General features: G+C 56.3%; 18 protein-coding genes. 5 read left to right on the forward strand and 13 right to left on the reverse strand.

Annotated features, from left to right (window positions below):
- Positions 1-118 precede the first annotated feature (118 nt).
- The 8 genes from hyi to uraH form a co-directional block, all read right to left on the reverse strand.
- Positions 119-898 carry a hydroxypyruvate isomerase gene (hyi, locus tag M0G74_RS02295; protein WP_248213833.1) on the reverse strand — a complete coding sequence of 260 codons (780 nt, stop codon included), beginning with the start codon at positions 896-898 and terminating at the stop codon, positions 119-121.
- Between the two features lie 37 nt (positions 899-935).
- Positions 936-2,711, reverse strand: a complete 1,776-nt coding sequence (gene gcl, locus M0G74_RS02300; RefSeq protein WP_248213835.1) for a glyoxylate carboligase — start codon at positions 2,709-2,711, stop codon at positions 936-938.
- Between the two features lie 99 nt (positions 2,712-2,810).
- Positions 2,811-3,347 carry an ureidoglycolate lyase gene (locus M0G74_RS02305; RefSeq protein WP_160152647.1) on the reverse strand — a complete coding sequence of 179 codons (537 nt, stop codon included), beginning with the start codon at positions 3,345-3,347 and terminating at the stop codon, positions 2,811-2,813.
- A gap of 100 nt (positions 3,348-3,447) precedes the next feature.
- A complete protein-coding gene (locus tag M0G74_RS02310; RefSeq protein ID WP_248213837.1) occupies positions 3,448-4,299 on the reverse strand; it encodes a bifunctional allantoicase/(S)-ureidoglycine aminohydrolase in 852 nt (283 codons plus the stop codon).
- Positions 4,296-5,294 (reverse strand): allantoinase PuuE, encoded by a 999-nt coding sequence (gene puuE / locus M0G74_RS02315; RefSeq protein WP_248213842.1) that lies wholly within the window; start codon positions 5,292-5,294, stop codon positions 4,296-4,298. The genes M0G74_RS02310 and puuE overlap by 4 nt, the downstream gene beginning before the upstream one ends.
- Positions 5,295-5,615: 321 nt before the next feature.
- Positions 5,616-6,344: a GntR family transcriptional regulator gene (locus M0G74_RS02320; protein WP_248213844.1), complete on the reverse strand. Its 729-nt coding sequence runs from the start codon at positions 6,342-6,344 to the stop codon at positions 5,616-5,618.
- 142 nt (positions 6,345-6,486) lie between these two features.
- On the reverse strand, positions 6,487-7,854 hold the full coding sequence (locus M0G74_RS02325) for a urate hydroxylase PuuD (protein WP_248213846.1): 1,368 nt from the start codon (positions 7,852-7,854) through the stop codon (positions 6,487-6,489).
- Between the two features lie 260 nt (positions 7,855-8,114).
- Complete coding sequence (gene uraH / locus M0G74_RS02330) at positions 8,115-8,468, reverse strand: hydroxyisourate hydrolase (protein WP_248213848.1); 354 nt, start codon at positions 8,466-8,468, stop codon at positions 8,115-8,117.
- Between the two features lie 189 nt (positions 8,469-8,657).
- On the opposite strand from uraH, the gene uraD reads away from it, so the two are divergent.
- Positions 8,658-9,194, forward strand: a complete 537-nt coding sequence (gene uraD / locus M0G74_RS02335) for a 2-oxo-4-hydroxy-4-carboxy-5-ureidoimidazoline decarboxylase (RefSeq protein WP_248213851.1) — start codon at positions 8,658-8,660, stop codon at positions 9,192-9,194.
- Positions 9,195-9,411: 217 nt separating this feature from the next.
- Here the strand turns inward: uraD and M0G74_RS02340 are convergent, their stop codons facing one another.
- The 4 genes from M0G74_RS02340 to M0G74_RS02355 all read right to left on the reverse strand — a co-directional run bounded on the left by M0G74_RS02340 (position 9,412) and on the right by M0G74_RS02355 (position 14,453).
- Positions 9,412-10,170 (reverse strand): outer membrane protein OmpK, encoded by a 759-nt coding sequence (locus M0G74_RS02340; RefSeq protein WP_248213852.1) that lies wholly within the window; start codon positions 10,168-10,170, stop codon positions 9,412-9,414.
- A 227-nt stretch (positions 10,171-10,397) separates the two neighbouring features.
- Positions 10,398-11,684, reverse strand: a complete 1,287-nt coding sequence (locus tag M0G74_RS02345) for an NCS2 family permease (protein WP_201276977.1) — start codon at positions 11,682-11,684, stop codon at positions 10,398-10,400.
- Positions 11,685-12,283: 599 nt separating this feature from the next.
- On the reverse strand, positions 12,284-13,582 hold the full coding sequence (gene guaD, locus M0G74_RS02350) for a guanine deaminase (protein ID WP_248213854.1): 1,299 nt from the start codon (positions 13,580-13,582) through the stop codon (positions 12,284-12,286).
- A gap of 121 nt (positions 13,583-13,703) precedes the next feature.
- Positions 13,704-14,453, reverse strand: a complete 750-nt coding sequence (locus M0G74_RS02355; protein ID WP_248213857.1) for a TetR/AcrR family transcriptional regulator — start codon at positions 14,451-14,453, stop codon at positions 13,704-13,706.
- Positions 14,454-14,984: 531 nt separating this feature from the next.
- Between M0G74_RS02355 and xdhA the strand changes: the two genes are divergently transcribed.
- From xdhA to M0G74_RS02375, 4 genes are all read left to right on the forward strand, one after another.
- A complete protein-coding gene (xdhA, locus tag M0G74_RS02360; RefSeq protein WP_248213858.1) occupies positions 14,985-16,547 on the forward strand; it encodes a xanthine dehydrogenase small subunit in 1,563 nt (520 codons plus the stop codon).
- Complete coding sequence (gene xdhB, locus M0G74_RS02365) at positions 16,540-18,957, forward strand: xanthine dehydrogenase molybdopterin binding subunit (protein ID WP_248213859.1); 2,418 nt, start codon at positions 16,540-16,542, stop codon at positions 18,955-18,957. Before xdhA ends, xdhB begins: the two co-directional genes overlap by 8 nt.
- Positions 18,954-19,886 carry a xanthine dehydrogenase accessory protein XdhC gene (xdhC, locus tag M0G74_RS02370; RefSeq protein ID WP_248213861.1) on the forward strand — a complete coding sequence of 311 codons (933 nt, stop codon included), beginning with the start codon at positions 18,954-18,956 and terminating at the stop codon, positions 19,884-19,886. Before xdhB ends, xdhC begins: the two co-directional genes overlap by 4 nt.
- Before the next feature lie 222 nt (positions 19,887-20,108).
- Complete coding sequence (locus tag M0G74_RS02375) at positions 20,109-20,831, forward strand: YebC/PmpR family DNA-binding transcriptional regulator (RefSeq protein WP_248213863.1); 723 nt, start codon at positions 20,109-20,111, stop codon at positions 20,829-20,831.
- Positions 20,832-21,265: 434 nt separating this feature from the next.
- Here the strand turns inward: M0G74_RS02375 and M0G74_RS02380 are convergent, their stop codons facing one another.
- Positions 21,266-24,157 carry a DUF3427 domain-containing protein gene (locus M0G74_RS02380; RefSeq protein WP_248213866.1) on the reverse strand — a complete coding sequence of 964 codons (2,892 nt, stop codon included), beginning with the start codon at positions 24,155-24,157 and terminating at the stop codon, positions 21,266-21,268.
- Positions 24,158-24,186 lie beyond the last annotated feature (29 nt).

Here is a 24,186-nt window from a genome sequence, read left to right on the forward strand (position 1 = left end):
GAGGCGGCTTTCCGGGACCGTCTGCGGCCAGGACGGCCGCAGCCGAGCCCCCAGGGATGGGTTTACGGCGTGTCCCGGGAAGCCACCTCGCCACCAACCCCGCACAGAACCTGTAACTTCACGAAAGCGCGCTATCCAGCCATCCCAAACCTTCCAGCGTGGTGGTTTTCGGTTTGTATTCACAACCGATCCAGCCCTGGTAGCCCAGCTTGTCCAGATGTTGGAACAGGAAGGGATAGTTGATTTCACCGGTACCCGGCTCGTGGCGGCCGGGGTTATCCGCGAGCTGCACGTGCGCGATGCTGTCGATATGCTTTTCGATAGTGGGCGCGAGGTCGCCCTCCATGATCTGCATGTGGTAAATATCGTATTGCAACTTGAGATTGTGGCTGCCGACCTCGTCGAAGATTTCCAGCGCCTGCTCGGTGCCGTTGAGGAAAAACCCGGGGATATCGCGGGTATTAATCGGCTCTGCGATCAACAGGATTCCTGCGGCTTCCAGGTTGTCTGCAGCAAAACGCAGATTCTGGATAAGTGTCTGGCGCGCCTCTTCTTTGGAAACGCCGGCAGGTACGATACCCGCGAGGCAGTTGACCTGTTTGCAACCCAGCGCCGTGGCGTACTCAATTGCCTTGGCGACACCCGCACGGAACTCTTCCACCCGATCCGGGTGACAGGCGATACCGCGCTCGCCCGCTGCCCAGTCACCCGCGGGCAAGTTGTGTAGCACCTGGGTCAAACCGTTTTCGTCCAGGCGCTGCTTGATTTCCTGCGCGCTGTAATCGTAAGGAAACAGATATTCCACGCCTTTAAAGCCCGCGTCCGCCGCCGCTTTAAACCGGTCGAGAAAATCGACTTCGGTAAACAACATACTCAGGTTGGCAGTAAATTTTGGCATTTTGCTTCTCCTGTAATTAATCCAGTTCTGTAGCTTCTCAGGTCAGTGCTGCAATGGAGGTGGGTGCGTCGCCGCCCTCTTCCGCCAGCGCCTCAAATTCATTGACGCCGTCCAGGTCTACGCCCATGGCGATATTGGTCACACGCTCCAGGATTACCTCAACCACAACCGGTACGCTGTGTTGCTTCATCAGCTCGCGCGCCTGCTCCAGTGCCGGGGCTATGTCGTCCGGGTGGGTAACCCGGATGGCTTTACAGCCAAGGCCTTCAACCACGGAAACGTGATCCACACCGTAATCGTTAATTTCCGGACAGTTGATATTTTCAAAACTCAACTGCACGCAGTAATCCATATCAAAACCGCGCTGGGCCTGACGAATAAGACCGAGATAAGAGTTGTTTACCAGTACGTGGATGTACGGCAGCTTGAACTGGGCACCGGCCGCGAGCTCTTCCACCATGAACTGGAAGTCGTAGTCGCCGGAAAGTGCAACAACCTCGGCAGTCGGGTCCGCCTTGGCCACACCCAGTGCCGCGGGCACTGTCCAGCCCAGTGGGCCAGCCTGACCACAGTTGATCCAGTGGCGCGGCTTGTACACGTGCAGGAACTGGGCACCGGCAATCTGTGAAAGGCCGATGGTGGAAACGTAGCGGGCGTTTTTACCAAACACCTTGTTCATTTCTTCGTACACGCGCTGCGGTTTCACCGGCACATTATCGAAGTGGGTCTTGCGCAACAGCGTGCGTTTGCGTTCCTGACACTCTTCCGCCCAGGCAGAGCGATCTTTCAGGCGACCGGCGGCTTTCCACTCACTGGCGATTTCGATAAACAGTTCCAGCGCGGCTTTGGCGTCGGAGACAATGCCGTAATCCGGGCCAAAAATACGACCGATCTGCGTTGGCTCGATATCCACGTGAACGAACTTGCGGCCCTTGGTGTAGGTGTCGACATTGCCGGTGTGGCGGTTGGCCCAGCGGTTGCCGATCCCCATCACAAAATCGGAAGCCAGCATGGTGGCGTTGCCATACCGGTGGGAAGTCTGCAGGCCCACCATGCCCGCCATCAGCGGGTGATCATCGGGAATGGTGCCCCAGCCCATCAGCGTGGGAATAACAGGCACGCCGGTGATTTCCGCAAACTCTGTCAGCAGGTGGCTGGCGTCCGCATTGATGACACCTCCGCCGGCAACCAGCAGCGGCTTGTCCGCAGCATTGAGCATGGCCAGCGCTTTTTCCGCCTGGGCGCGACTGGCGCTGGGCTTGTAGGCGGGCAGCGGCTCGTAGGTATCTGGATCGAATTCAATTTCGGTCATCTGTACATCGATGGGCAGGTCGATCAGAACCGGGCCCGGACGGGCGCTGCGCATCAGGTGAAATGCCTGCTGGAATGCGCGGGGCACCTGGGCCGCCTCCAGTACGGTGATCGCCCATTTGGTAACGGGGCCGGCGATGGCCTTGATGTCTACCGCCTGGAAATCTTCTTTGTGCAACTTGGCTACCGGCGCCTGGCCGGTAATGCACAGGATCGGAATGGAGTCCGCACTGGCAGAGTAGAGGCCGGTAATCATGTCGGTGCCCGCCGGGCCGGAGGTACCGATACACACACCAATGTTGCCGGCCTTGGTACGGGTGTAACCCTCGGCCATATGCGAGGCGCCTTCCACGTGACGCGCCAGAGTGTGGTCAATACCGCCCACTTTGCGCATGGCGGAGTAGAAAGGGTTGATTGCGGCACCGGGCACGCCGAAGGCAACATCAATGCCTTCTTTTCTCAAAACGTGAACCGCGGCTTCGGCAGCTGTCATGCGAGCCATAGTTTTCTCCCACTGAAGTCGCTACTTCAGAAATTGCTTGGTTATTCTTTCTTCCTGAACCGGCGGTGCCGGCATTTCCATAATCGGGTACTGGTTAGATCAGACCGTTGCCAGCGCTTCTTCGCCAACGACGACGTCTTCAACAATCACCGTTACATCCATCGGGTATTCCTCGCAGTTATTTCCCTTGCCACCGCGATCCACCACCACAAACTCGCCCTTGCGCTCGATCACTGACTGCACGCCGTGCCACAGCCCTGCGCGGTAATTCACGCCCTGGCGGCCGTCAGTAATAAATGCACGCACTTCCTTCGGATCAATGGTTTCCCCCTTGGGTGCCACCACGATGATGAAGCGCTCTTCGTGCATGGGGATAAAGGCCTGGCTGCCCAGTGGGTGACGCTCGAGATAGGTCAGATGTAGCGGGAGCTCCACGGGCTCACTGATAAAAATACTCACCAGCGGGCGCGCCTCTTCACCGAGGGTTTCGATTTGCACCAGGTCGTGATAGCGCTGTGCGCGCCCACCGTTAATCGAAAACGAATCCGCAGTACGGCTGTCGATCACATCGCCGTAGGGCGCGAAGGCTTCTGCGGTCAGTGGTTGTGCCTTGAGTTCGAGTACAGTTTCGAGCATGGTGGTTTCCTCCATTTTTTATTTTGAAACGGGTGGTGCCTACGTCCCTGTACTCACCATAATTAGGTCACCAGAGTTTTGGCCCCGTAATGACAATCCGTTAACGCGCGCCGAATCCGCCCAGTTTCATTTGGCGGTTTACATCTTTGTACAGCAGGTAACGGAAAGGACCCGGGCCACCGGCGTAGCAGGCTTGCGGGCAGAAGGCGCGCAGCCACATGTAATCGCCAGCCTCTACTTCGACCCAATCTTTATTCAGCAGGTAGGCGGCCTTGCCCTGGAGTACGTAGAGGCCGTGCTCCATTACATGGGTCTCCGCAAACGGGATAACACCGCCGGGCTGGAAGGTAACGATGTTCACGTGCATATCGTGGCGAATATCTTCAATATCCACGAAGCGCGTGGTTGCCCAGCAACCTTCGGTTTCCGGCATTTCGATGGGCGTAACATCTTTTTCATTGGTGACGAAGGCTTCCGGCACATCAATGCCATCGACGCACTCGTAGTATTTGCGCACCCAGTGGAAGCGCAGGGTAGAGGCACATTCATTGCGTACCTGCCAATCACTGCCCGGCGGAATAAAGGCGTACCCCCCCTCTTCCATCCGGTAGCGCTCGCCGTTCAGGGTCAGCGTCAGCTCCCCTTCCACCACGAACAGAACACCCTCAGCATTGGGATCGGATTCCGGCTTTTCGCTACCGCCACCGGACTGCACTTCCATGATGTATTGGGAAAAGGTCTCGGCAAATCCAGACAGCGGACGGGACAACACCCACAGGCGGGTCTTCTCCCAGAACGGCAGGTAACTGGTGACGATATCGCGCATTACGCCCTTGGGAATGACCGCGTAAGCATCGGTAAATACCGCGCGATCTGACAACAGTTGCGTCTGCGGCGGATGTCCACCTTTAGGTGCGTAGTAGGTGTGCATTGGAAATTTCGAATTGCTCATGATTTTTCTAGCTCTGTGTCCAAACTGCTACAAACCAGTTTCTTACTTGCCCACTGTGACGGGCCTGGCGCCGGGTGCTGTTTTACCCAGTGACGGGCAATGTCCACACGGCGGGTGACCCAAACCCGGTCGTGTTGCTCGATGTGATCGAGAAATTTTTGCAGCGCGCGGAAACGCCCCGGGCGCCCGATCAGCCGGCAGTGCAAACCCACACTCAGCATTTTTGGTGCGTCTTCGCCCTCGGCGTAGAGCACATCAAAAGCGTCACGCAGATAGTCAAAGAAATGTTCGCCGGTGTTGAATCCCTGGGGCGTGGCAAAACGCATGTCGTTGGTATCCAGGGTGTAGGGCACGACTAAATGGCTGTGGGATTCACCGCTACTGTCCTGGGATTGCGACCAGAACGGCAGATCGTCGCCATAGTTGTCGCTGTCGTAGAGGAAGCAACCTTCGTCCAGCAGCAAGCGGCGGGTATTGGGGCTGTCGCGCCCGGTGTACCAGCCGAGGGGTTTTTCACCGTACAGCTTCTGGAAGATTTCGATGGCGCGACGCATATGCTCGCGCTCGATGTTTTCCGGCACGCCCTGATAGTGAATCCATCGCAGGCCGTGACAGGCGATTTCATGACCGAGCTCTTTAAAGGCCAGCGCCAGTTCCGGGTGGCGCTCCAGTGCCATGGCGACACCAAACACGGTGAGTGGCAGGCCGCGCTTTTCGAATTCGTTGAGGATGCGCCACACCCCGGCACGTGAGCCGTATTCGTAAATGGACTCCATGCTCATATGGCGATCGGCATAGGCTTCTGCGCCGACGATTTCTGACAGGAAGCGCTCCGAGTGGCTGTCCCCGTGCAGCACACAATTCTCCCCACCCTCTTCGTAGTTCAGCACGAACTGCACGGCGATCCTGGCGCGCTCGGGCCAATTGGCCTGGGGCTGCTTGCGGCCGTAACCAATGAGGTCGCGGGGGTACTGATCCTGATCCAGTGAATTCAAGGTTGTTATTCCTTTCTGTTGCTATTTACCGCTGGCAACTGGTTTTTCCGAAGTGCGCTCCGGCAACCAAGTGCATACACGATTAACTTATTTTGTGTAGACACTTTTTGTATACAAGACAACGATATATTGTGTTCACTGGATTTGCAATCACTGGATTGGCGTTAAGTGAAGTTTTTTACGCGCGCGCGACTAGCTACGACAAAGGCCGCAGCATCAGACGGGAAAAGTCAGAGAAAGAACGGGATATGTAAGAGAGGGAAGATTAAGAAAAGGAAGATCAAGAAGGGCCCGAAAGGACTTCAGGCCCGTAGAAAAGAATCAGTTACCGAAAATACTGTAAAGATCCGGCACCTCTTCAGCGCCCTCCACAATAGACAGGGAGCCCTCAACGGCTTTCAGGTGATCCAGCATAAATTGAGATGCACCTGCGCCGTCGCCGGCTTCCAGCAAGCGCACCAGCTCATCGTGATCATGGGACTCGCATCCCATATGGTCGCTCGCCGAATTGCCGTAAACCGCGAGAATCAGGGAGGATCGGGAACACAGGCGACCGACGAATTCCGCCAGAGTTTTATTGCCCGACATCTGTGCCAGCCGCTCGTGAAATTCGGAAGACGTACGAATCGCAACGCTGTTATTACCATCCCGCAACGCATCCACCTCGCGTTTCGCCAGCATACGCAGCTCCGCAATCTCGGACTTGGTTACCCGGCTCGCCACCTCCGGCATCAGGCCGCACTCGATCATCTGGCGTGCGGCAAACACCTCGCGGGCTTCATCCGCCGAAGGCCGCGCAACACTGGCACCACGCCGCGGAGCAATGGTCACCAGCTGTTCCATGGCCAGGCGCTGCAATACTTTGCGAATGCCCGTGCGGCTTACGCCGAACACCTCGGACAAGGCATCTTCGCGCAGGCGGGAGCCCGGCTTGAGGCGATGTTCGACCACGGCGTCACTGATGGACTGGTAGATTGCATCCTCGCGTTCGGTGCCTTCCTGGCGTTTGCGCTTGGTGGCTGGTGCGGTGTCCGCGGTGACTTCAGGCATTCCCCGTTAGTTCCTGTGCTTGCTTGTATTGGCGTTTGTGGATTTGGAAACCGCCTATTGTATACAAACACCGGTGGGGAAAACCAATGTAAACCGAGATGGCTAACAGGTCAGTGCAAGACCGCCCCAAAATTGACGAACGCTACTCGGACCAGGCCGCAATCACCGCCCGCTCTTCATCGCTCATTCCTGTCATGTTACCCAGAGGCATATAGCCACTGGCGACCGCTGCCTGGATTTTGGCTTTGGTCTGCTGGATTTGCTCGTGGCTATCGAAGGCAAAACCGGCAGGGGGCGCAGAGAATCCGGGCTGAGTCGGGGACTGAGAGTGGCAGGCCGTACAGTGGCGCTCCATCACGGTATAAAGTTCCGCCTGTGTGGACTCAGTCGCCGCGCTATCCACCGCTGCTGTGACTTCGCTGGATTCCCGTACTTCCGCCACCGCATCAGTATCAGCCTCTTCGGCAGCCAGTTCGGTTTCAGTGGTTTTTTCACCCTGCCCCTGCAGTTGTGCTTCGACTGCAGCCGCCGACTCTTCAACCACCTCCGCCTGCGCTACTGGTGCGGCCAGGTTAGGTGCCGCCTGCGGTGAAACAATCCAGAAAGCGACCATGATCAGAGCCACACCGGCCGCGGGGTAGCCCGGCTTGATCTGGCCGGCGTGCATCAGCACGAAGAACTGACGAATCAGGGCACCGGCAAAAATGAACAGGGCCATGATGATCCAGGCGTGACTGTGGGTGTAGGTAAAGGCGTAGTGGTTGCTGATCATCAGCAGTACTACCGGAAGGGTGAAGTAGGTGTTGTGTACTGAACGCTGTTTACCGCGCTTGCCATCCAGGGGGTTGGGTTCTTTGCCTTCTTTCATGGCATTTACCATGCGGCGCTGGCCGGGGATGATCCAGAAGAAGACGTTGGCGGACATGGCAGTGGCCATGACGGCACCGGTCATCAGGAAGGCGGCGCGGCCGGCAAACAGTTGGGTACTGACGTAGGCGACGACCACCATCAATATGCCGACGGCGATACTCAGAATGCCGTCGCGCTCCATGTTGGGGCTGATGCGTTTGCAAAGTTCGTTGTAGATCACCCAACCGGAGAGGAGGAAGCCGACGGCGACGATGTTGGCTTGCCAGCCGGTGAGGCCCGCGGCCCAAGCCCAGTCGCTTTGGGTGTTGATAAGGTAGAAGGCTGGGTTGGTCATATAGAGCAATATGAACAGGGCGAAGCCGGAGAGCCAGGTGGTATAGGATTTCCAGAAGGACCAGTGGAGGTCATCTGGCAGTTTTTCCGGGCTGTTTGCGTATTTCTGGTTGTGATAGAAACCGCCGCCGTGAACGGCCCACATTTCGCCGAAGACGCCTTTTTTACGGCAGGCTTCGTTTTCCGGCTTTTTCAGTCCGTTGTCGAGCATGACGAAATAAATTGATTCGCCAATCCAGGCGATGGCGGCAATCACGTGCAGCCAGCGCAGCATAAAGTTTGCAAATTCCAGGATAAAAGATTCCATAGCCCGTTCTCTTTTTCACTTATTGTTTTTCGAAGCAGGAAAAATAATTCTCCCACCTCGCGGGCCCACCTTTCTCCGTATCAGCGGGTCCTGTGGCGGGAGGGAACCGGGTACGGCTTTTCAGGACCGCTGTGAACCCATCCCTGGGCGCTGCGGCGCAAACATCCTGTTTGCGACGCTCCTGAAAAGCCGCACCCGGTTCCCTCCCTTCGCATCTGAGGCCTGACTCCGAGCAACCTCAGATGTTAATTACCGTAAGATCAGCTTCCCCGGTAAGTGGAATAGCTGTAAGGCGATACCAGCAGCGGCACGTGGTAATGCTGCGAGGCATCGGCCACCCCAAAGCGCAGCGGAATCACATCCAAAAAACGCGGCTCGCCATTTTTGTTGCCCTGGCGGCGCAGGTAGTCACCGGCGTGGAAAACCAGCTCGTATTCGCCGATGGCGAAGTCATCACCTTCCAGAATCGGGCCATCGCAACGGCCGTCATCATTGGTAACCACTTCCTTGATCCAGGTGCGGTTGCCGCCGTTCAGCCGGTAGACCTCCACCCGAATCCCCTGCCCCGGCAATCCCAGGGCGGTATCCAGCACGTGGGTAGTGAGACGTCCCATCGTTTTCTCCTGTGTTCTTCCAATCTCGCAGATTCTTTCGGCACCCGGTCTATAAAGAGGACTCCGAGTGCTCCTGTATGTTGTGGATTTATTTTTACACCAAATATGGATACATATTCAAACACTTTATGTATACAATTTGCTTTTATAAATGAATACATTAATCTAGCAGGATCAGGAGAGAGAACGATGACCGCAACCATTACTGCAAATCGCCTGGCGCCAGCGCCGGCCACTCAGAGCCGTGAGGATTTTGTTGCGCGGTTTGGGGATATCTACGAACACTCCCCCTGGATTGCGCAGAGAGCGTGGGACAAAGGGCTTTCAGAAGATCACTCCGATCCGCTGGTTTTGGCGGAGGCGATGGCGCAGGAGCTTTGGGGGGCCACAGAAGAAGAGCAGATGGGCGTGATCTGTGCTCACCCGGATTTGGCAGGTAAGGCGGCGTTGGCCGGCGAGCTGACCGACGACTCCAACAAGGAACAGGCCGGTGTAGGCCTGGACCAGTGCACACCAGAAGAGCTGGCGCGTTTCGAACAACTGAACAATGCCTACAAAGACCGCTTCCAGTTCCCCTTTATCATGGCGGTGAAAGGCAGCAACCGCTTCCTGATTCTCGATGCGTTCGAAGTACGCCTGAAAAACAGCATTGAAGAAGAGCGCAAAACCGCAATCGAGCAGATCAACAAGATTGCACGCTTACGACTGGTGGACAGAGCTCAATAGTCCAACGCGAAGGGCGAGCGCTGGGGATCGGTTTTCAAAAGCGTCGGCGACAGGACGTCGCCGCCGCAACGCCCATGGATGGGTTCACAGTGGTTTTGAAAACCGATACCCAGTGCTTGACCGCCACAGAGCCAGATTCGTGTGTACCACGGAGTACAAAAAATAAAAATGCCCGAGCATCACTGCCCGGGCATTTTTAATCGCGTGAACTCAGAAGTTAGAAGTAGAACTTGACCAATGCACTCACCGCATTCTCGGTATCAATGGCACGGGTACCAAATTTGTTGCGCCAGTAGGAATACTCAATACCCGCGTACATAACGCCAGGGTTATCCGTCAGGCTACCAATGTCCAGTGTCAGCTGCGGATTGATATGGGTTTCCGCGGCCTGGGCACCACCGACACCGGAGGAGTAGTCCGCGAAACCGTCAAACAGGAACTTGGCCGAACCAATTTCAAAGGGCGCGCCCCAGGTTACCGTCATCTGCCAGTCATTCGGGTTGTCAAACGCCGTGTTGTTATCCACATAGTAGAAGTTGGTATTGAAATACTGGACACCGGGAAGATCCCAACTGACACCAACGCCCGCAAGATAGTTATCCGCATCGGCACCGCCGCCGAATTCGTAAGTTCCCGCCAGCAAAATATCTTTTACCGGTCCAAGCTTCAGCTCGTTGCCGGTCAACCATCCCAGGCTTACCCGCGGTGCAAATTCGCCGTAAGTATCGTTAGCGCCGGTGTCTTCATCTTCCACCTGGTAGCGATCTAGAAAGAAGAAACTGTCGCCCCAGTTGTTCGCTGCCACATTTTCAAAAGTGAAAACGGTGGCATCCTCCTGTCGGTCGCCAAAGGTTTCATACTGGCCACTGTGCAGAACAGACACACTGGAGGAGCCGAAAAAACGCTCCGCATGAGCGGCGGGCGCGATGGCCGCAGCCAGGGCGGAAGTCATCAGGATTTTATTGATTGATTTCACAACTCATTCTCTCAGGTTATTTTTATTGTGCACGCAGCGCGTGCTTCGTTTGCCTGGCTGTCGACCACAAACTTCCAACAACCCTTGGGGCAGGCTCTTCACGGCCCTTGAATGCGCATTTCCCAGACACACCTCACCCGGACCGGGGTGCGTAATCAGCACCCCGGCGGTGAGTCATTTCTGGATCGCAATTTTTTGCTTAGCGTTTCGCCTTGGAGAAATGCGGCTTACAGGAACGCAAACTTGGCGATAAAAATGGCGCTCAGCACATACAGGCTCACGGACACTTTTTCGTGCTGGCCGGTAAACAGCTTCATGGCGGTGTAGGTCAGGAAGCCCAGTGCGATGCCATTGGCAATGGAGAAGGTCAGCGGCATCATCACCACGGTAACGATGGCCGGGATGGTATCGGTGTGATCTTTCCAGTTGATATGCGCCATGCCACCCATCATCAACATGGCCACATAGATCAGCGCACCTGCGGTGGCGTACGCCGGAATCATTCCCGCCAGCGGCGCGAAGAACATGGCCAGCAGAAACAGCGCACCGACGGTAACGGCTGTCAGTCCGGTGCGACCGCCGGCGGCAACGCCGGATGCACTTTCCACGTAGCTGGTCACCGGTGGGCAGCCGAAAAAGGCACCCATTACGCTGGAGGAAGAATCGGCCTTAAGGGCGCGCGAAAGATTTTTGATACGGCCATCGTCATCGACAAGGTGGGCGCGGTGCGCCACCCCCATCAGGGTGCCGGCGGTATCGAACATATTCACAAACAGGAAGGCGAGGATCACGCTGATCATGCCGACATTCAGGGCGCCGGCAATATCCATTGCCATCCAGGTGGGCGCCAGGCTCGGCGGCGCTGAAACCAGCCCCTGATATTCCACCAGGCCAAACATCCAGCCCAACGCGGTCACACCCAGCATGCTGAACAGGATGGCGCCGAACATTTTGCGGTAGCTGAGAATCGCAATCAGCAGAAAGCAGAGTGCAGCGAGCAGTGCAGAAGGGTTACTGAAACTGCCCATGGACAGCAGGGTGGCCGGGTTGGCAACCACGATGCCCGCAGTTTTCAGGCCGATCAGCCCCAGGAAGAGGCCCACACCGGCACCCATGGCGAAGCGCAGGCTGAGAGGGATACTGTTCAGCAGCCACTCACGGATCCGCGACAGACTCATGATCATAAACAGCACACCGGAGATAAATACGGCGCCCAGCGCTATCTGCCAGCTGTATCCCATTTCACCGACAACGGTGTAGGTGAAAAACGCATTGAGCCCCATGCCCGGAGCCAGTCCCACCGGCCAGTTGGCGTAGAGCCCCATCAGGAAACACGCCAGCGCAGCGCCGATACAGGTAGCAACAAATGCCGCCCCGTGATCCACACCGGCCGCGGCCATGATGTTGGGGTTTACGAAAATCACATACGCCATGGTAAAGAAGGTTGTAAGACCGGCGACCAGCTCAGTCTTTACCGTGGTTTTGTGTTCGCTCAGTTTGAAAATCCGGTCCATTAGACCGGTGCTCTCTGGAGTCACTGAAGACTCCGTTTCACGGAGTACATGCTGATCCTGTTTTAGTGTTTCCACAGGTGATCCTCTCATTATTGTTGTTTATTACCAGAGAGCGAACTTCTGTCTCAGGTAGGTGCTGGCTTGGCCCGCCTTTCCTGCGCCTTCTTTATGCCTTTCTGCCATTTTTAAACAAAAAATTTTGACTTAAAGGTCAAGAAGCAAGGCCTGAATTGATAATAATCTTGTATACAACGATTGCAACAACATTTTCAGAAAGGGTACATCAGCCTGTCAGAATCGGAACAACCATAATTTAACTTATGGTTTTTCAATAAGAGTGTCACCAGTTACCAGAATTTACTGGGATGACCATCTCGAAATAATGCGGTCAAATTTCAACCACCACTCGTAAGATAGAGGGGTTGCCGAGATAGTCGACACATAAAACCGACGGTAAGGAAAATCAGGCGCCAAACCAAAGGCTCGCCGCCCGGCAAATGCCCGGGGCACAAAATAGAGAGCAGAAAAAGAGAATACAAAAAAGGGGGCACAAGGCCCCCGGACATGAACAACAAAACGTTAAACAAGTGACTTAAAAATCATTTCTGATGCCGGCAAACACCCGCGGCGTAGGTTGCCTTCACCGCGCGATCGTCACCGAGGATCATCAGCGCAAACAGCTTTTCCATCAGGCTGCTGGCCTGGCCGATGCGATGGCCGATCAGTGGTGTGGCGTTGTAATCCAGCACCACAAAATCCGCGTCCTTGCCCGGCTGCAGGTTACCAATACGGTCATCCAGATACAGTGAGCGTGCGCCACCTAGTGTGGCGAGATACAGCGCCTTGAAGGGATCGAGTTTTTTGCCCTGCAGCTGCAGTACTTTGTACGCCTCGTTCAGGCTCTGCAGCTGCGAGAAGCTGGTCCCCGCCCCCACATCGGTGCCCAAGCCAACGCGCACACCGTGCTCTTCGAGCTTGTCCAGATCCAGCAGGCCGCTGCCGAGAAACAGGTTTGAGGTGGGGCAGAAGGAAACCGCGGAGCCGGTCTCACCCAGGCGCCGGCACTCCTCGTCGCACAGATGCACACCGTGGGCGAACACCGAGCGCTCGCCGATGAGGCCGTGGTGGTCGTACACGTCGAGGTAACCCTTGCGCTCGGGGAACAGCTCCCGCACCCACTCGATCTCCTGTTTGTTCTCGGAGATGTGGGTATGCATGTAGAGGCCGGGATACTCCTGTAACAGCTTGCCTGCCAGGGCCAGCTGCTCGGGGGTGCTGGTGGGTGCAAAGCGCGGGGTAACGGCATAGTGCAGGCGGCCCTTGCCGTGCCAACGTTCGATCAGCTCTTTGCTGTCGCTGTAGGCCGTTTCCGGGGTATCGCAGAGGTATTCCGGCGCATTGCGATCCATCATCACCTTACCGGCAATCATGCGCAGGTTGAGCTTTTCCGCTTCGGTGAAGAAGGCGTCAATGGATTGCTTGTGCACGGTACCGAATACCAGCGCCGTGGTGGTGCCGTTGCGCAACAGCTCACTGAGGAACAGTTGCGCGCGACTGCTGGCGTGCGCCGGATCTTCGAATTTGCGCTCCGCGGGAAAGGTATAGGTTTCCAGCCATTGCAGCAGTTGTTCCCCGTAGGCGCCAATGATATCGACCTGGGGATAATGAATATGGGTATCGATAAAGCCGGAGGTAATCAGGGTGTCGGTGTATTCGGTCAGCGCCGCATCCGGGAACCTGCCCAGGAGCTGCTCTGCGGGGCCAACTTCGAGGACTTTGCCCTCCTCGACCACCAGCAGGCCGTCATCAAAGTATTCGTAGGAAGCCTCGATCCCGACCTCCCGCGGGTCGGCGATGCTGTGGAGAATGGCGGATCGGAAGGCTTTGCGTTGGGACATGGTAACTCTCATCTGGCAATTATTTTATCGTCGCCCACGGTCTCTCCCCTCCGCAGGCCGGAAAAAATTAAACCAGTGACACCGGTGGCGTCAACAAAAACCTGATCATATGGTCAGAAAACTACGGATCGAGGTCCAGATCCACAACCACCGAGTCAAAGTCAGGCACCTCCAGCCCGCATCCCCGCAAGACCACCTCGATCAAAAACTTCGCCGCGTGATCAAAGTCCTCGCGGGTGTATTCCGCCTTGTTTTCGATCATCAGGATCTGGGTCTGGAAATCCGCGTAGTGCTGGGTAGAAGACCAGATCAGCAGAATCAGCTGCACCGGGTCCACCGGCGCCATACGCCCCTCGTCGATCCATTGCTGCATTACCCCGGAACGGTCCCGCACCCAGTCGCGCATACTGGTGCGCAGGTGCTCCTTCAGCACCGGTGCTCCCTGAATCACCTCCATCGCAAACAGGCGCGATGCCAGGGGATGGGTACGCGACATTTCCACCTTGGCCTTGATAAATCGCGCCAGGGTCATGGCCGGGTCATCTTCCGGTTTGATCGACTCCAGCATCGCGTTCCAGCGCCCGGTGATGGTGTCGAACAGCGCGGTGTAGATACGCTCCTTGTTACTGAAGTAGTAAAGCACGTTCGACTTGGGAAGCTCAGCGCGCTCGGCAATGCGCTGGATGGTGGTACCGCGGAAGCCATTCTGGGCGAACTCTTCCTCCGCCGCGGACAGAATCAGCTCGCGGTTGCGGACGCGAATCTTGCCCGGGCGTTTTTTTCGACCGGGTTTACTGGCGCCTTCAGCCTCGGGGGCCATTTCCAGGGCGCGGGCGAGATCGTCGGTTTCGGTGGATTTCTGGCGGGGCATAAGATTCTTGTGATTGTTTTGGTGAGATCGTTTTCGACAAGCGTTCGACAATAGCTTAACAGCCAGAGTCAGGCAAAACCCGCGGTGAGCTGGCCTCATCCGGTGGATACCTGCCGATTTCCAACAATATCCCCACCACTGGCCGCCGGCTGGTGCCTCTCATCACCCGCCTCTAATCACCTGCATTGCCACACCGCGTCTTCTCGCCTTGCCTCCCTCCGCCGACACCTGCGGAAGATACGAACACCCATAGCCGCATTCTGGTCGCCAAATATTTTTCGACCGGATGATCAGGTTTCATGCCGCTTGGCAGTGTACCCTGATAAAAACCTGACCATTCAAACAAAATTTTTACTTGTCCACCTGGTCAGGAAATTGTAAAACAAATACTCGCCAGGTTGATGGGAGCCATAACCGGGCGACGGCGTGAAACGCGTGTGAAGAGAGAAAACCGCCGGTGCCTGTTATCCACAGGCCCGGAAACCACCATCGCAAAATCAATAAGCAATCCAAGAAAATGCGGGGAAAACAGTGATCGAGTTCTATCTGAATGGTCGGCATCAGCAGCTGGCGAGCGTCGACCCCAACCTCACCGTGCTGGAATGGCTGCGCACCAAAGCGCGTCTCACCGGTACCAAAGAAGGCTGTGCCTCCGGCGACTGTGGCGCCTGTACCGTGGCTATCGGCTCCATCGAGCCATCCAACCAAGAATCAGCAAGCCGTGGTGATCGGCTGCGCTACGACAGCGTCAACAGTTGTATCGCGCTGGTGGGCAGCCTGCACGGCAAGCACCTGATTACCGTGGACGGCCTGCAGAGCGAGCCCGCGCACCCGGTACAGAAAGAAGTGGTGGAATGCCATGGCGCCCAGTGCGGCTTCTGCACCCCGGGCATCATCATGTCGCTGTTTGCGCTGCACACCGAAAGCCGCGCCGCCGGCATCACTGCGGATGACGCAGCACTGATGGAATCCCTCGGCGGCAACCTCTGCCGCTGTACCGGTTACCGCCCGATCGTCGAGGCCGGCCGCAAGGCAGCGGTGCAATCCTGGGAGCCTGTCGATGGGACCGGGCAGGATTCCACGCAAAACGAAATCGACCTGCGCGGCCCGGCCTGGCTGCAAAACCCGGAAATGATCGCCGAGCTCAAGCGGGTGCAGGACAACTCCATATCGATAAGCACCGATTCCGGTCGTCGCTACGACGCACCCGCCAGCCTCGAGCAACTGCGCCAACTGCGCGCGGAACACCCCCAGGCGCGCCTGATTGCCGGCGGTACCGATCTGTCCCTGGAAATCACCCAGTTCCTGCGCGACCTCGACCACGTCATCGCTATCAACAATATTCCAGAGCTACAGGAAATCCGTGAAGAAGCCGACGGCCTCTACCTGGGCGCCGCCGCCAGTTACCGCGCTGTTGAGCAGGCGCTGGCAAGTCGCTGGCCACATTTCCACACCATGCTCGAGCGTCTCGGTTCAAAACAGATCCGCAACCGCGGCACCCTCGGCGGCAACATCGGCAACGCCTCCCCCATCGGCGATATGCCACCGGCACTGATCGCCCTCGGCGCCGAGCTGGAACTGGATAGCGCAGACGGCGTGCGCCGACTGCCGATCGAGGACTTTTTCCACGATTACAAAAAAACCGACCTGCGCGCGAATGAATTCATTCGCGGTGTATGGATTCCGGAATCCCAGGCCGACGAGCAACTGCTGATCTACAAAATTTCCAAACGCCTGGACGACGATATTTCTGCGGTGCTGGGCGCCTTCTGGTTCAAGCTCGACGGTGCCATTGTGGAAGACTGCCGCCTGGCCTTTGGCGGCATGGCCGCCATTCCCAAGCGCGCACTGAACGCCGAGTTGGAACTGCGCGGAAAGCCCTGGAATTTAAGCGCTGTCGCGCGCGCCGTGAGCGCCCTCGCCGAGGACTTCTCCCCCATGACCGATGTGCGCGCCTCTGCGGAATACCGCCAGCAAGTGGCCGGCAACCTGATCCGCCGCGCTCTTTTGGATTCCGCCCGCAGCGACTTCAAACCCGTCAAACACCACGCGGACAATAATCACAAACCATTGATGGTGAGCGAATATGCGTAAACTCCCAGACGTTTCCAACACCGAAGACAGCGCAAAAGATCGAACCAATTCCGCCCGCGGCGTCGCCGGCAATTCCGCCATGCACGACAGCGCCTGGAAACACGTGCGCGGTGAAGCGCGCTATATCGACGACCTGCCGGAACCGGAGGGCTTGCTGCACGCAGCGGTGGGCCAGAGCAGTCACGCCCACGCCAACATCAAATCCATGGACCTGTCCGCGGTACGCGCCTATCCCGGTGTGGTCGCCGTGCTCACCGTCGACGACGTGCCCGGGCATATCGATATAGGCCCGGTGTTCCCCGGCGACCCGGTGCTCGCCAATGGCCTGGTGGAGCACGTGGGCCAACCATTGTTTGCGGTCGCCGCCACCAGCCTGCGCGCAGCGCGCCAGGCCGCGCGTCTGGCAAAAGTGGAATACGAACCACTGGATCACGCGGTTACTGTGCACGACGCATTGAAGAAACAGATTTTTGTGCGCCCGGACCACACCCAGCAGCGTGGCGACTACGAAAAAGCCCTGAACGAAGCACCCCATCGCCTCCAGGGCGAAATCAATGTGGGCGGTCAGGAGCACTTTTATCTCGAGGGACAGGCATGCCTGGTAGAACCCACCGAAGATGCCGGCGTGCATGTGCACACCTCCAGCCAGCATCCCTCGGAAGTGCAGACCCTGGTCGCCGAAGTACTGAACCTGCCGATTCACGAAGTCACCGTAGAAGTGCGCCGCATGGGTGGCGGCTTCGGCGGCAAGGAAACCCAGGCGGCACCGCTGGCCTGCGTTGCCGCCCTGCTCGCCCGCCACACCGGACGCGCGGTGAAATACCGCCTCGCCCGTTACGACGACATGGTGCAGACCGGCAAGCGGCACGATTTTTACAACACCTACGACCTCGGCTTTGACGACGACGGCGTGTTGCAGGGCGCGGACATCATGGTCGCCGGTCGCTGTGGTTATTCACCGGACCTGTCCGATGCCATTGTCGACCGCGCCATGTTCCACTCGGACAATGCCTACAGTCTCGGCCCGGCCCGAGTGGTTGGTCACCGCTGCAAAACCCACACGGTATCCAACACCGCTTTTCGCGGTTTCGGCGGCCCCCAGGGGATGATGACCATTGAAATGGCCATGGACGACATCGCCCGCCATCTCAACCTGGACCCGCTGGATGTGCGCAAACGCAACCTCTATCGCCCCGGTCGCGATTCCACCCACTACGGACAGGTCGTCGAACAGCACGTGCTGGGCGACCTGATTGAAAAGCTGGAAGCGAGCGCCGATTACCGCGAGCGCCGCGAGGAAATCAAACGCTTCAATAGTGACAACCCGGTACTAAAGCGCGGTATCTCCCTCACGCCGGTGAAATTCGGTATTTCCTTTACCGTACAACACCTCAACCAAGCCGGTGCCCTGGTGCATATCTACACCGATGGCAGCATCCTGGTGAACCACGGCGGCACCGAGATGGGCCAGGGCCTCTACATCAAGGTGGCACAGGTAGTGGCGGCCGCCTTCCAGGTGGACCTCGACAAGATCAAGGTCACCTCCACCCGCACCGACAAGGTACCCAACACCTCCCCCACCGCCGCCTCTTCCGGTTCCGACCTGAACGGCATGGCGGCGCTGGATGCCTGCGAAAAAATCAAAGCCAACCTGACCGAGTACGCCGCGAAGAAATTCAATGTGGCCGAGAGCGAAGTGCGCTTCGCCAACAACCAGGTAATCGCCGGCGAGCAGGCAGTGGATTGGGCCGAGTTTGTACAGGGCGCCTACACCGCGCGTATCCCGCTGTTTTCCAGCGGCTATTACCAGACCCCGAAAATCCACTACGACCGCAACACCGGTAGCGGCCGTCCCTTCTATTACTACGCCAACGGCGCCGCCTGCTCGGAAGTGATCGTCGACACACTCACCGGGGAATACCGGATACTGCGCACAGACATCCTCCACGACGTGGGCCAGTCCCTGAACCCGGCCATCGACATCGGCCAGATCGAAGGCGCGTTTGTACAGGGCGCGGGCTGGCTGACCACCGAAGAACTGGTTTACGCCGACGACGGCCGCCTGCTCAGTAACGGCCCCGCCACCTACAAGATTCCCGCGGTATCCGACGCGCCGCTGGATTTCCGGGTGGAGCTGCTGGAAAACAATCCCAACAAAGAGGCCACCGTGTTCCGCTCCAAAGCCGTGGGCGAACCGCCCTTCATGCTCGGCATGGCGGTCTGGTCGGCCCTGCGCGATGCCATCGCCAGTATTGCCGACTACCGCCACAGCACCCCGCTGGACACCCCGGCCACCCCGGAGCGGGTGCTCGGCGCCATCACCCGTACCCAGCAGTGGGTGGAGAACCGGGCGGCAGAGTTATCCACAGAGCAGGCTGCGCAAAAAGCGCAGGAGGGCGAGCCCGCATGATGCAGCAACTCCCGTGGCACAAAGCCGTAGCCGACTGTGAAAACCGTGGCGAACCCTACGTACTGGTCACCGTACTCGGCGTAACCGGCTCTGTACCGCGGGAGCCCGCCAGCAAAATGGTGATCACCGGCAGCGACACCTACGACACCATCGGCGGCGGACACCTGGAATACAAGGTCATCGAGCGTGCCCGCGCGCGCCTCGACGCCCGGGAATACGGCTTCGACCTGGCGCACTTCCCACTGGGCGCCAGCCTCGGCCAGTGCTGCGGCGGCAGCGTCGCTGTGCTACTGGAAGCCCACGGCGGCAGCGAAGCGCATTTAGTGGTGTTCGGTGCCGGCCACGTAGCTCAGGCACTGATGACCGTCGTCGGGCAACTGCCCTGGCAGATCACCTGGGTGGATTCCCGCGCGGAAACCTTTCCGCAGCAGGTACCCGCCAATGTCACGGTGCACCACACCGACGACCCGGCGGGCGACGCCCCGGAACTCTGTCGCGGCGCCCACGCGCTGATCCTGACCCACAACCACGCGCTGGACTTCGACCTGTGCTGGAAACTGCTGGAACAGCATCGACAGGACCAGGGACTGGACCAAGGACAGGTACCGGCCTCCATCGGCCTGATCGGCTCCCAGACCAAGGCGGTGCGCTTTCAGCAGCGATTGCAACAGCGCGGCTTCAGCGAGGAAGAGATCCGTAATATCCGCTGCCCGGTGGGGCGCTCAGACGTGCCCGGCAAACGTCCCATGGAAGTGGCCGTTTCCATCAGTGCGGAAATGATCACGCTGGTAGCCGAACACCGCACAGGCGAGAGGGCTGATAGCAGTAAAGCCACCCGCCGCGGTTTGCAGTGGAACCAGTTGAAGGCATTACAGGCGCAGGAGCCACAAACGGGCCAGGCGATCGGAATCAAACAGCAGGCGGGCTGATAGTCACGCAATCAGCCCGCTCAACCGCGTTCACAAGGGGTACTAACACCTACCCTGTCTTTTTGACCGGCCTCTGGCCGGTCTTTTTTTTGGCCCGATCCATTGAACAAGCAAGCTGACTGCAAAGCCAGCCAGCGTCACATCCCCGGACAGCGAACGGCTTCAATTTCCCTCTACCTGCCAGTAAAATCGCCCACCTCAATGAATTTGGAGCATCCCCCCATGGGCAGAGCCTATCAGAACCGCAAAGATTCCATGGCCAAGACCTCGAACATGAAGGCTCGGGTCTACAGCCGCTACGGCCGCGAGATCTATGTGAGCGCCAAGTCTGGAGGCGTCGATCCCAACGGCAACCTGGCCCTGCGCAGCCTGATCGAGCGCGCCAAGAAAGAACAGGTCCCGACCCACGTAATCGAAAAGGCCATCGACAAGGCCAAGGGCGGCGCTGGCGAAGACTTCGCGCGCGCCCGCTACGAAGGCTTCGGTCCCGGCGGCTGCATGGCCATCATCGAATGCCTGACCGACAACCCCAACCGCACCTTCGGCGACGTGCGCCAGGCCTTCACCAAAACCAAAACCAAGATCGGCACCGAAGGCTCCGTTAGCCACAGCTTCGATCACCTGGCGATCCTGGTGTTCAAGCACGACGACGAAGAAGCGGTACTGGAAGCACTGATGGAAGCCGACGTCGATGTCACCGACATCGAAAACGAAGACGGCAAACTCTCCGTATTCGCACCGCATACTGATTACTTCAAAGCCAAGCAGGCGTTGATTGAAGCCTTTGGTGATATCGACTTTGACGTAGACGAGATTCAGTTTGTGCCGCAGACCTATACCCAGATCAGTGGGGATGATGTGGCGTTATTTGAGAAGTTTATGGACATGCTGGAAGATTTGGAGGATGTGCAGGCGGTTTATCACAATGTTGAGAACCCACAGTAAATCTGCTTAAAGTCGCAACGAATAGCCTTGCCGCTCCAGCCGTTGAAACATCAAACCCACCCGTTCCGAATCACTCCCGGCGTGGCTTTAGATCGTGTAGGCAAGGCTATCAATTTGCAAAAATTTTCCTAATTCTGAATGGAAAAGTACTAGAAATACGGTGGCCAAGTTCAGTGTGCACTACACAACGAGCGGCTCGCGATGGATCTGAAAACCGGATACCGCTTCTCCCAAATCTGAAACACATCCTTGAGAAGAAGGGGGTTTGTCGGTTTTGATGAAGGTGACTACTGTAACCCCTTTGTCAATTGAGATGCGCATCCCCCATCGTTATCAACAAGATCTCTGTGTGATTTTGTATAACGAATGAAAAATTTCTGAAAGGCTCCCAACAGATTGAAATGACGATTTTCAGAGGCTTTTATTTAATCTCTTTAGGCCACAGCCGCCGCAAATGTCGAATATAAATCACCCGGAAGATCAACCTCTAACTTCCATGTAATACCCATCGGCTTTTCGGACTCATGCTTAACATAAGTTGCTGGCCCCAAAAACCAAAACGCTCGTTCACCTGCATTTTCTCGAGCGAAGAGCATTATCGAAGTTCCTAGCTCAACATGATTACAATAGCGTCTTCCTGTAGGGCTAGCCTCTGCAGTTGACGACTGAGATTCCCAATGAATTAGCTCACGGCTAATAGCATAATCACGATAACGTGTCGTTGGAGAAAAGTTTCCTTCAGACTTGTCGAGAGTAAAAACAAAGATATCCGCTTTCTCACCATCAACCCACAACACCCCCTCCCGCCACGGCCGCGTCTTTGCATTGTCTCCAACACCAAAAGCTGCCAACATTTCGATTCTTGTATAGCGACCATGAATTTGGAGAGGCACATCACCATGCGAGCTGACCGGCAAGTGAACATGATCGATTTCATCACGCAGCAATGAGAACAGTTCGCGCAGCTCCCTCAATACTTGAGGGTGTTTCCACAATAACTCAACCCCCAGACTAAGCGACTCATCTCCATCTAAAATTTGATCACACATCGATGCCACTAGCATGCGCATCATTCTTTGTTCGCGCACTGATAGCACAGATAAATTTGGCGTTTGCGCTGCCTTCAGAATACTAAGATAAAAATCTAACCTTTCCTCATCATCAATGTGTAGACTGCGTCCAATTGCCCTTCGCAAAGCTTTCTCGCTGGGACCAGCATCTAGCACATTTGCATTTACTGCTTCTAAAAAATCTGCCCATGATTTATTTGTAGCGTAGATATCTGACAGCGCTAAACCGGTTTCGTCGAGATAAACTCTCATTTCTGGTGCTTTTCCAGCCGCTATTAACGCACGCAACTCTTGGACTTTATCATTCCAGCGACTAGGCATTGATGATTTCAAACTTTTTAATACAATCTCTTTAGCAACCGCATCCAACTCCATATGGCAGCCGGCAGGCAAGTAGGGGAAACCATTTTCAACTTGTGACTGCACGTGCTTTCTAGAACCACCCAAAAGAGCAGATAGGCGCTTATCGAAACGAAACTCTCGGCGATGCATACCGACAAAATCGAGCACCGTACAGATTAACTTATCTTTACTTTTACGCAATCCACGGCCCAGCTGCTGTAAAAACAGGGTGGCGCTTTCTGTTGGCCGTAGTAGTAACAAAGTATCCACAGCGGGTATGTCAACACCCTCGTTAAACAAATCCACTGAAAAAAGAATCTGGATTTTCCCATCCGCCAGCATTCTTAGTGCATCACGCCGATCTCCCTCTGGGGTATCGCCCCATACCGCGGCGGCGGCGATTCCTGCCTCAATAAATTGGTGAGCCATAAATTGCGCGTGCTTAATACTGACGCAGAAACCCAAGGCCTTCATGGAAAGGGGATCATCAACGCGCTTTGTGACTTCTTGTACTACTAGACGAGCCCAGGCATTATTAGATGTATAGAGATTGCTCAATTCATTAATGTCATAACCTGCCCCCCTACGCCAGGGAATATCCTTCAAGTCCAACCCATCATGAATACCATAATAGGAGAAAGGCGCTAGGCGATGCTGATCAATGGCATCCCACAAGTGAAGCTCTGCAGCAATACGACCATCGAACCATTCAAGTATCGACAGACCGTCGGAACGCTCCGGGGTCGCCGTTAAACCTAACAGCTCTACTGGCGCGACATGAGACAGTAAGTTCTTATAAGAAGGAGCAGCTGCGTGATGGAACTCATCAACAATCACAACATCAAAATGATCAGCATCAAGATAAGAAAAGCCCACTGCATTAAGTGATTGTATAGATGCAAAAACATGCTCAAAACTTAACGGGCGGCTCTTACCTACCCACTTCTCACCAAAGGTAGGCTCACGCAGAGCATACCTAAAGGTCGCCATGCTTTGATCTAATATCTCTTCCCGATGGGCTACAAATAACAGTCGGGCGCGAGGTAGAGCCTCTCTTAACCTCGAATAATCAATCGCCGCCATAACCGTTTTTCCGGTACCCGTGGCAGCCACTAAAAGATTCCGTTTATGGCCTTGGCGCCGAGCAACAGTGATCAGCTCAAGGAGCCGCTCCTGAAATGGCTCTAACCTAAGCTCAATCGGACTTAGAATAATAGTGGGACCGGATACCCGGGTAGACTGCGTTTCCTTAATGAATTCGTCGCGATCAAATGGGCGAAAGTCCCCCCCCGCCCAGTAAGAATCAAACATCGAACTCATCTTACGAAGCACATCAGGATTACGTAGGCCCGAGATCCGTACATTCCACTCCATCCCACTCACTTGAGCTGAATGAGTCAAGTTAGAGGAGCCAATATAGGCCGTTGAGGCACCTGAACTTCGGTAGAAGTGCCATGCCTTAGCGTGCAGACGAGCCATCGTAGTATCGTAAGAAACTTTAATCTCGGCCCCCGCCGCCTGCAGCTGCTCTAAAGCCTCCAACTCAGTTGAGTTGGTATATATTGTCGTCAATACCCGCAGACTAGGCTGCTTATTTGCCCGCAAACAATAGTTCTTCAATCTGTCGATAAATGGCCGGATACCACTGCGCCGAATAAAGGCCATGACAATGTCGATACGATCTGCTGAGTCGATTTCATGGAGGATTTGCTGCCCTACCCGCGGTTCACCGGGCGCATTGGTCAACAATGTAGTGTCAAGCAGTGGTGTTAATGGGCGTCCCATTTCAGCCACAGAGCCATCTGGATTGAAAGGTAATATTGATGATAAAAACTCGCCACTCTCAACCGGCCGGTCGCCTAACACATCCGCCTTAGCAATAGCATTCTGGACATGAGAAACCAACTCACGCACCAAATGTGCGCCGACATCGACCCGATCTT

The sequence above is a fragment of the Microbulbifer sp. CAU 1566 genome (assembly GCF_023156515.1).
In the GTDB taxonomy this organism is placed as follows: domain Bacteria; phylum Pseudomonadota; class Gammaproteobacteria; order Pseudomonadales; family Cellvibrionaceae; genus Microbulbifer.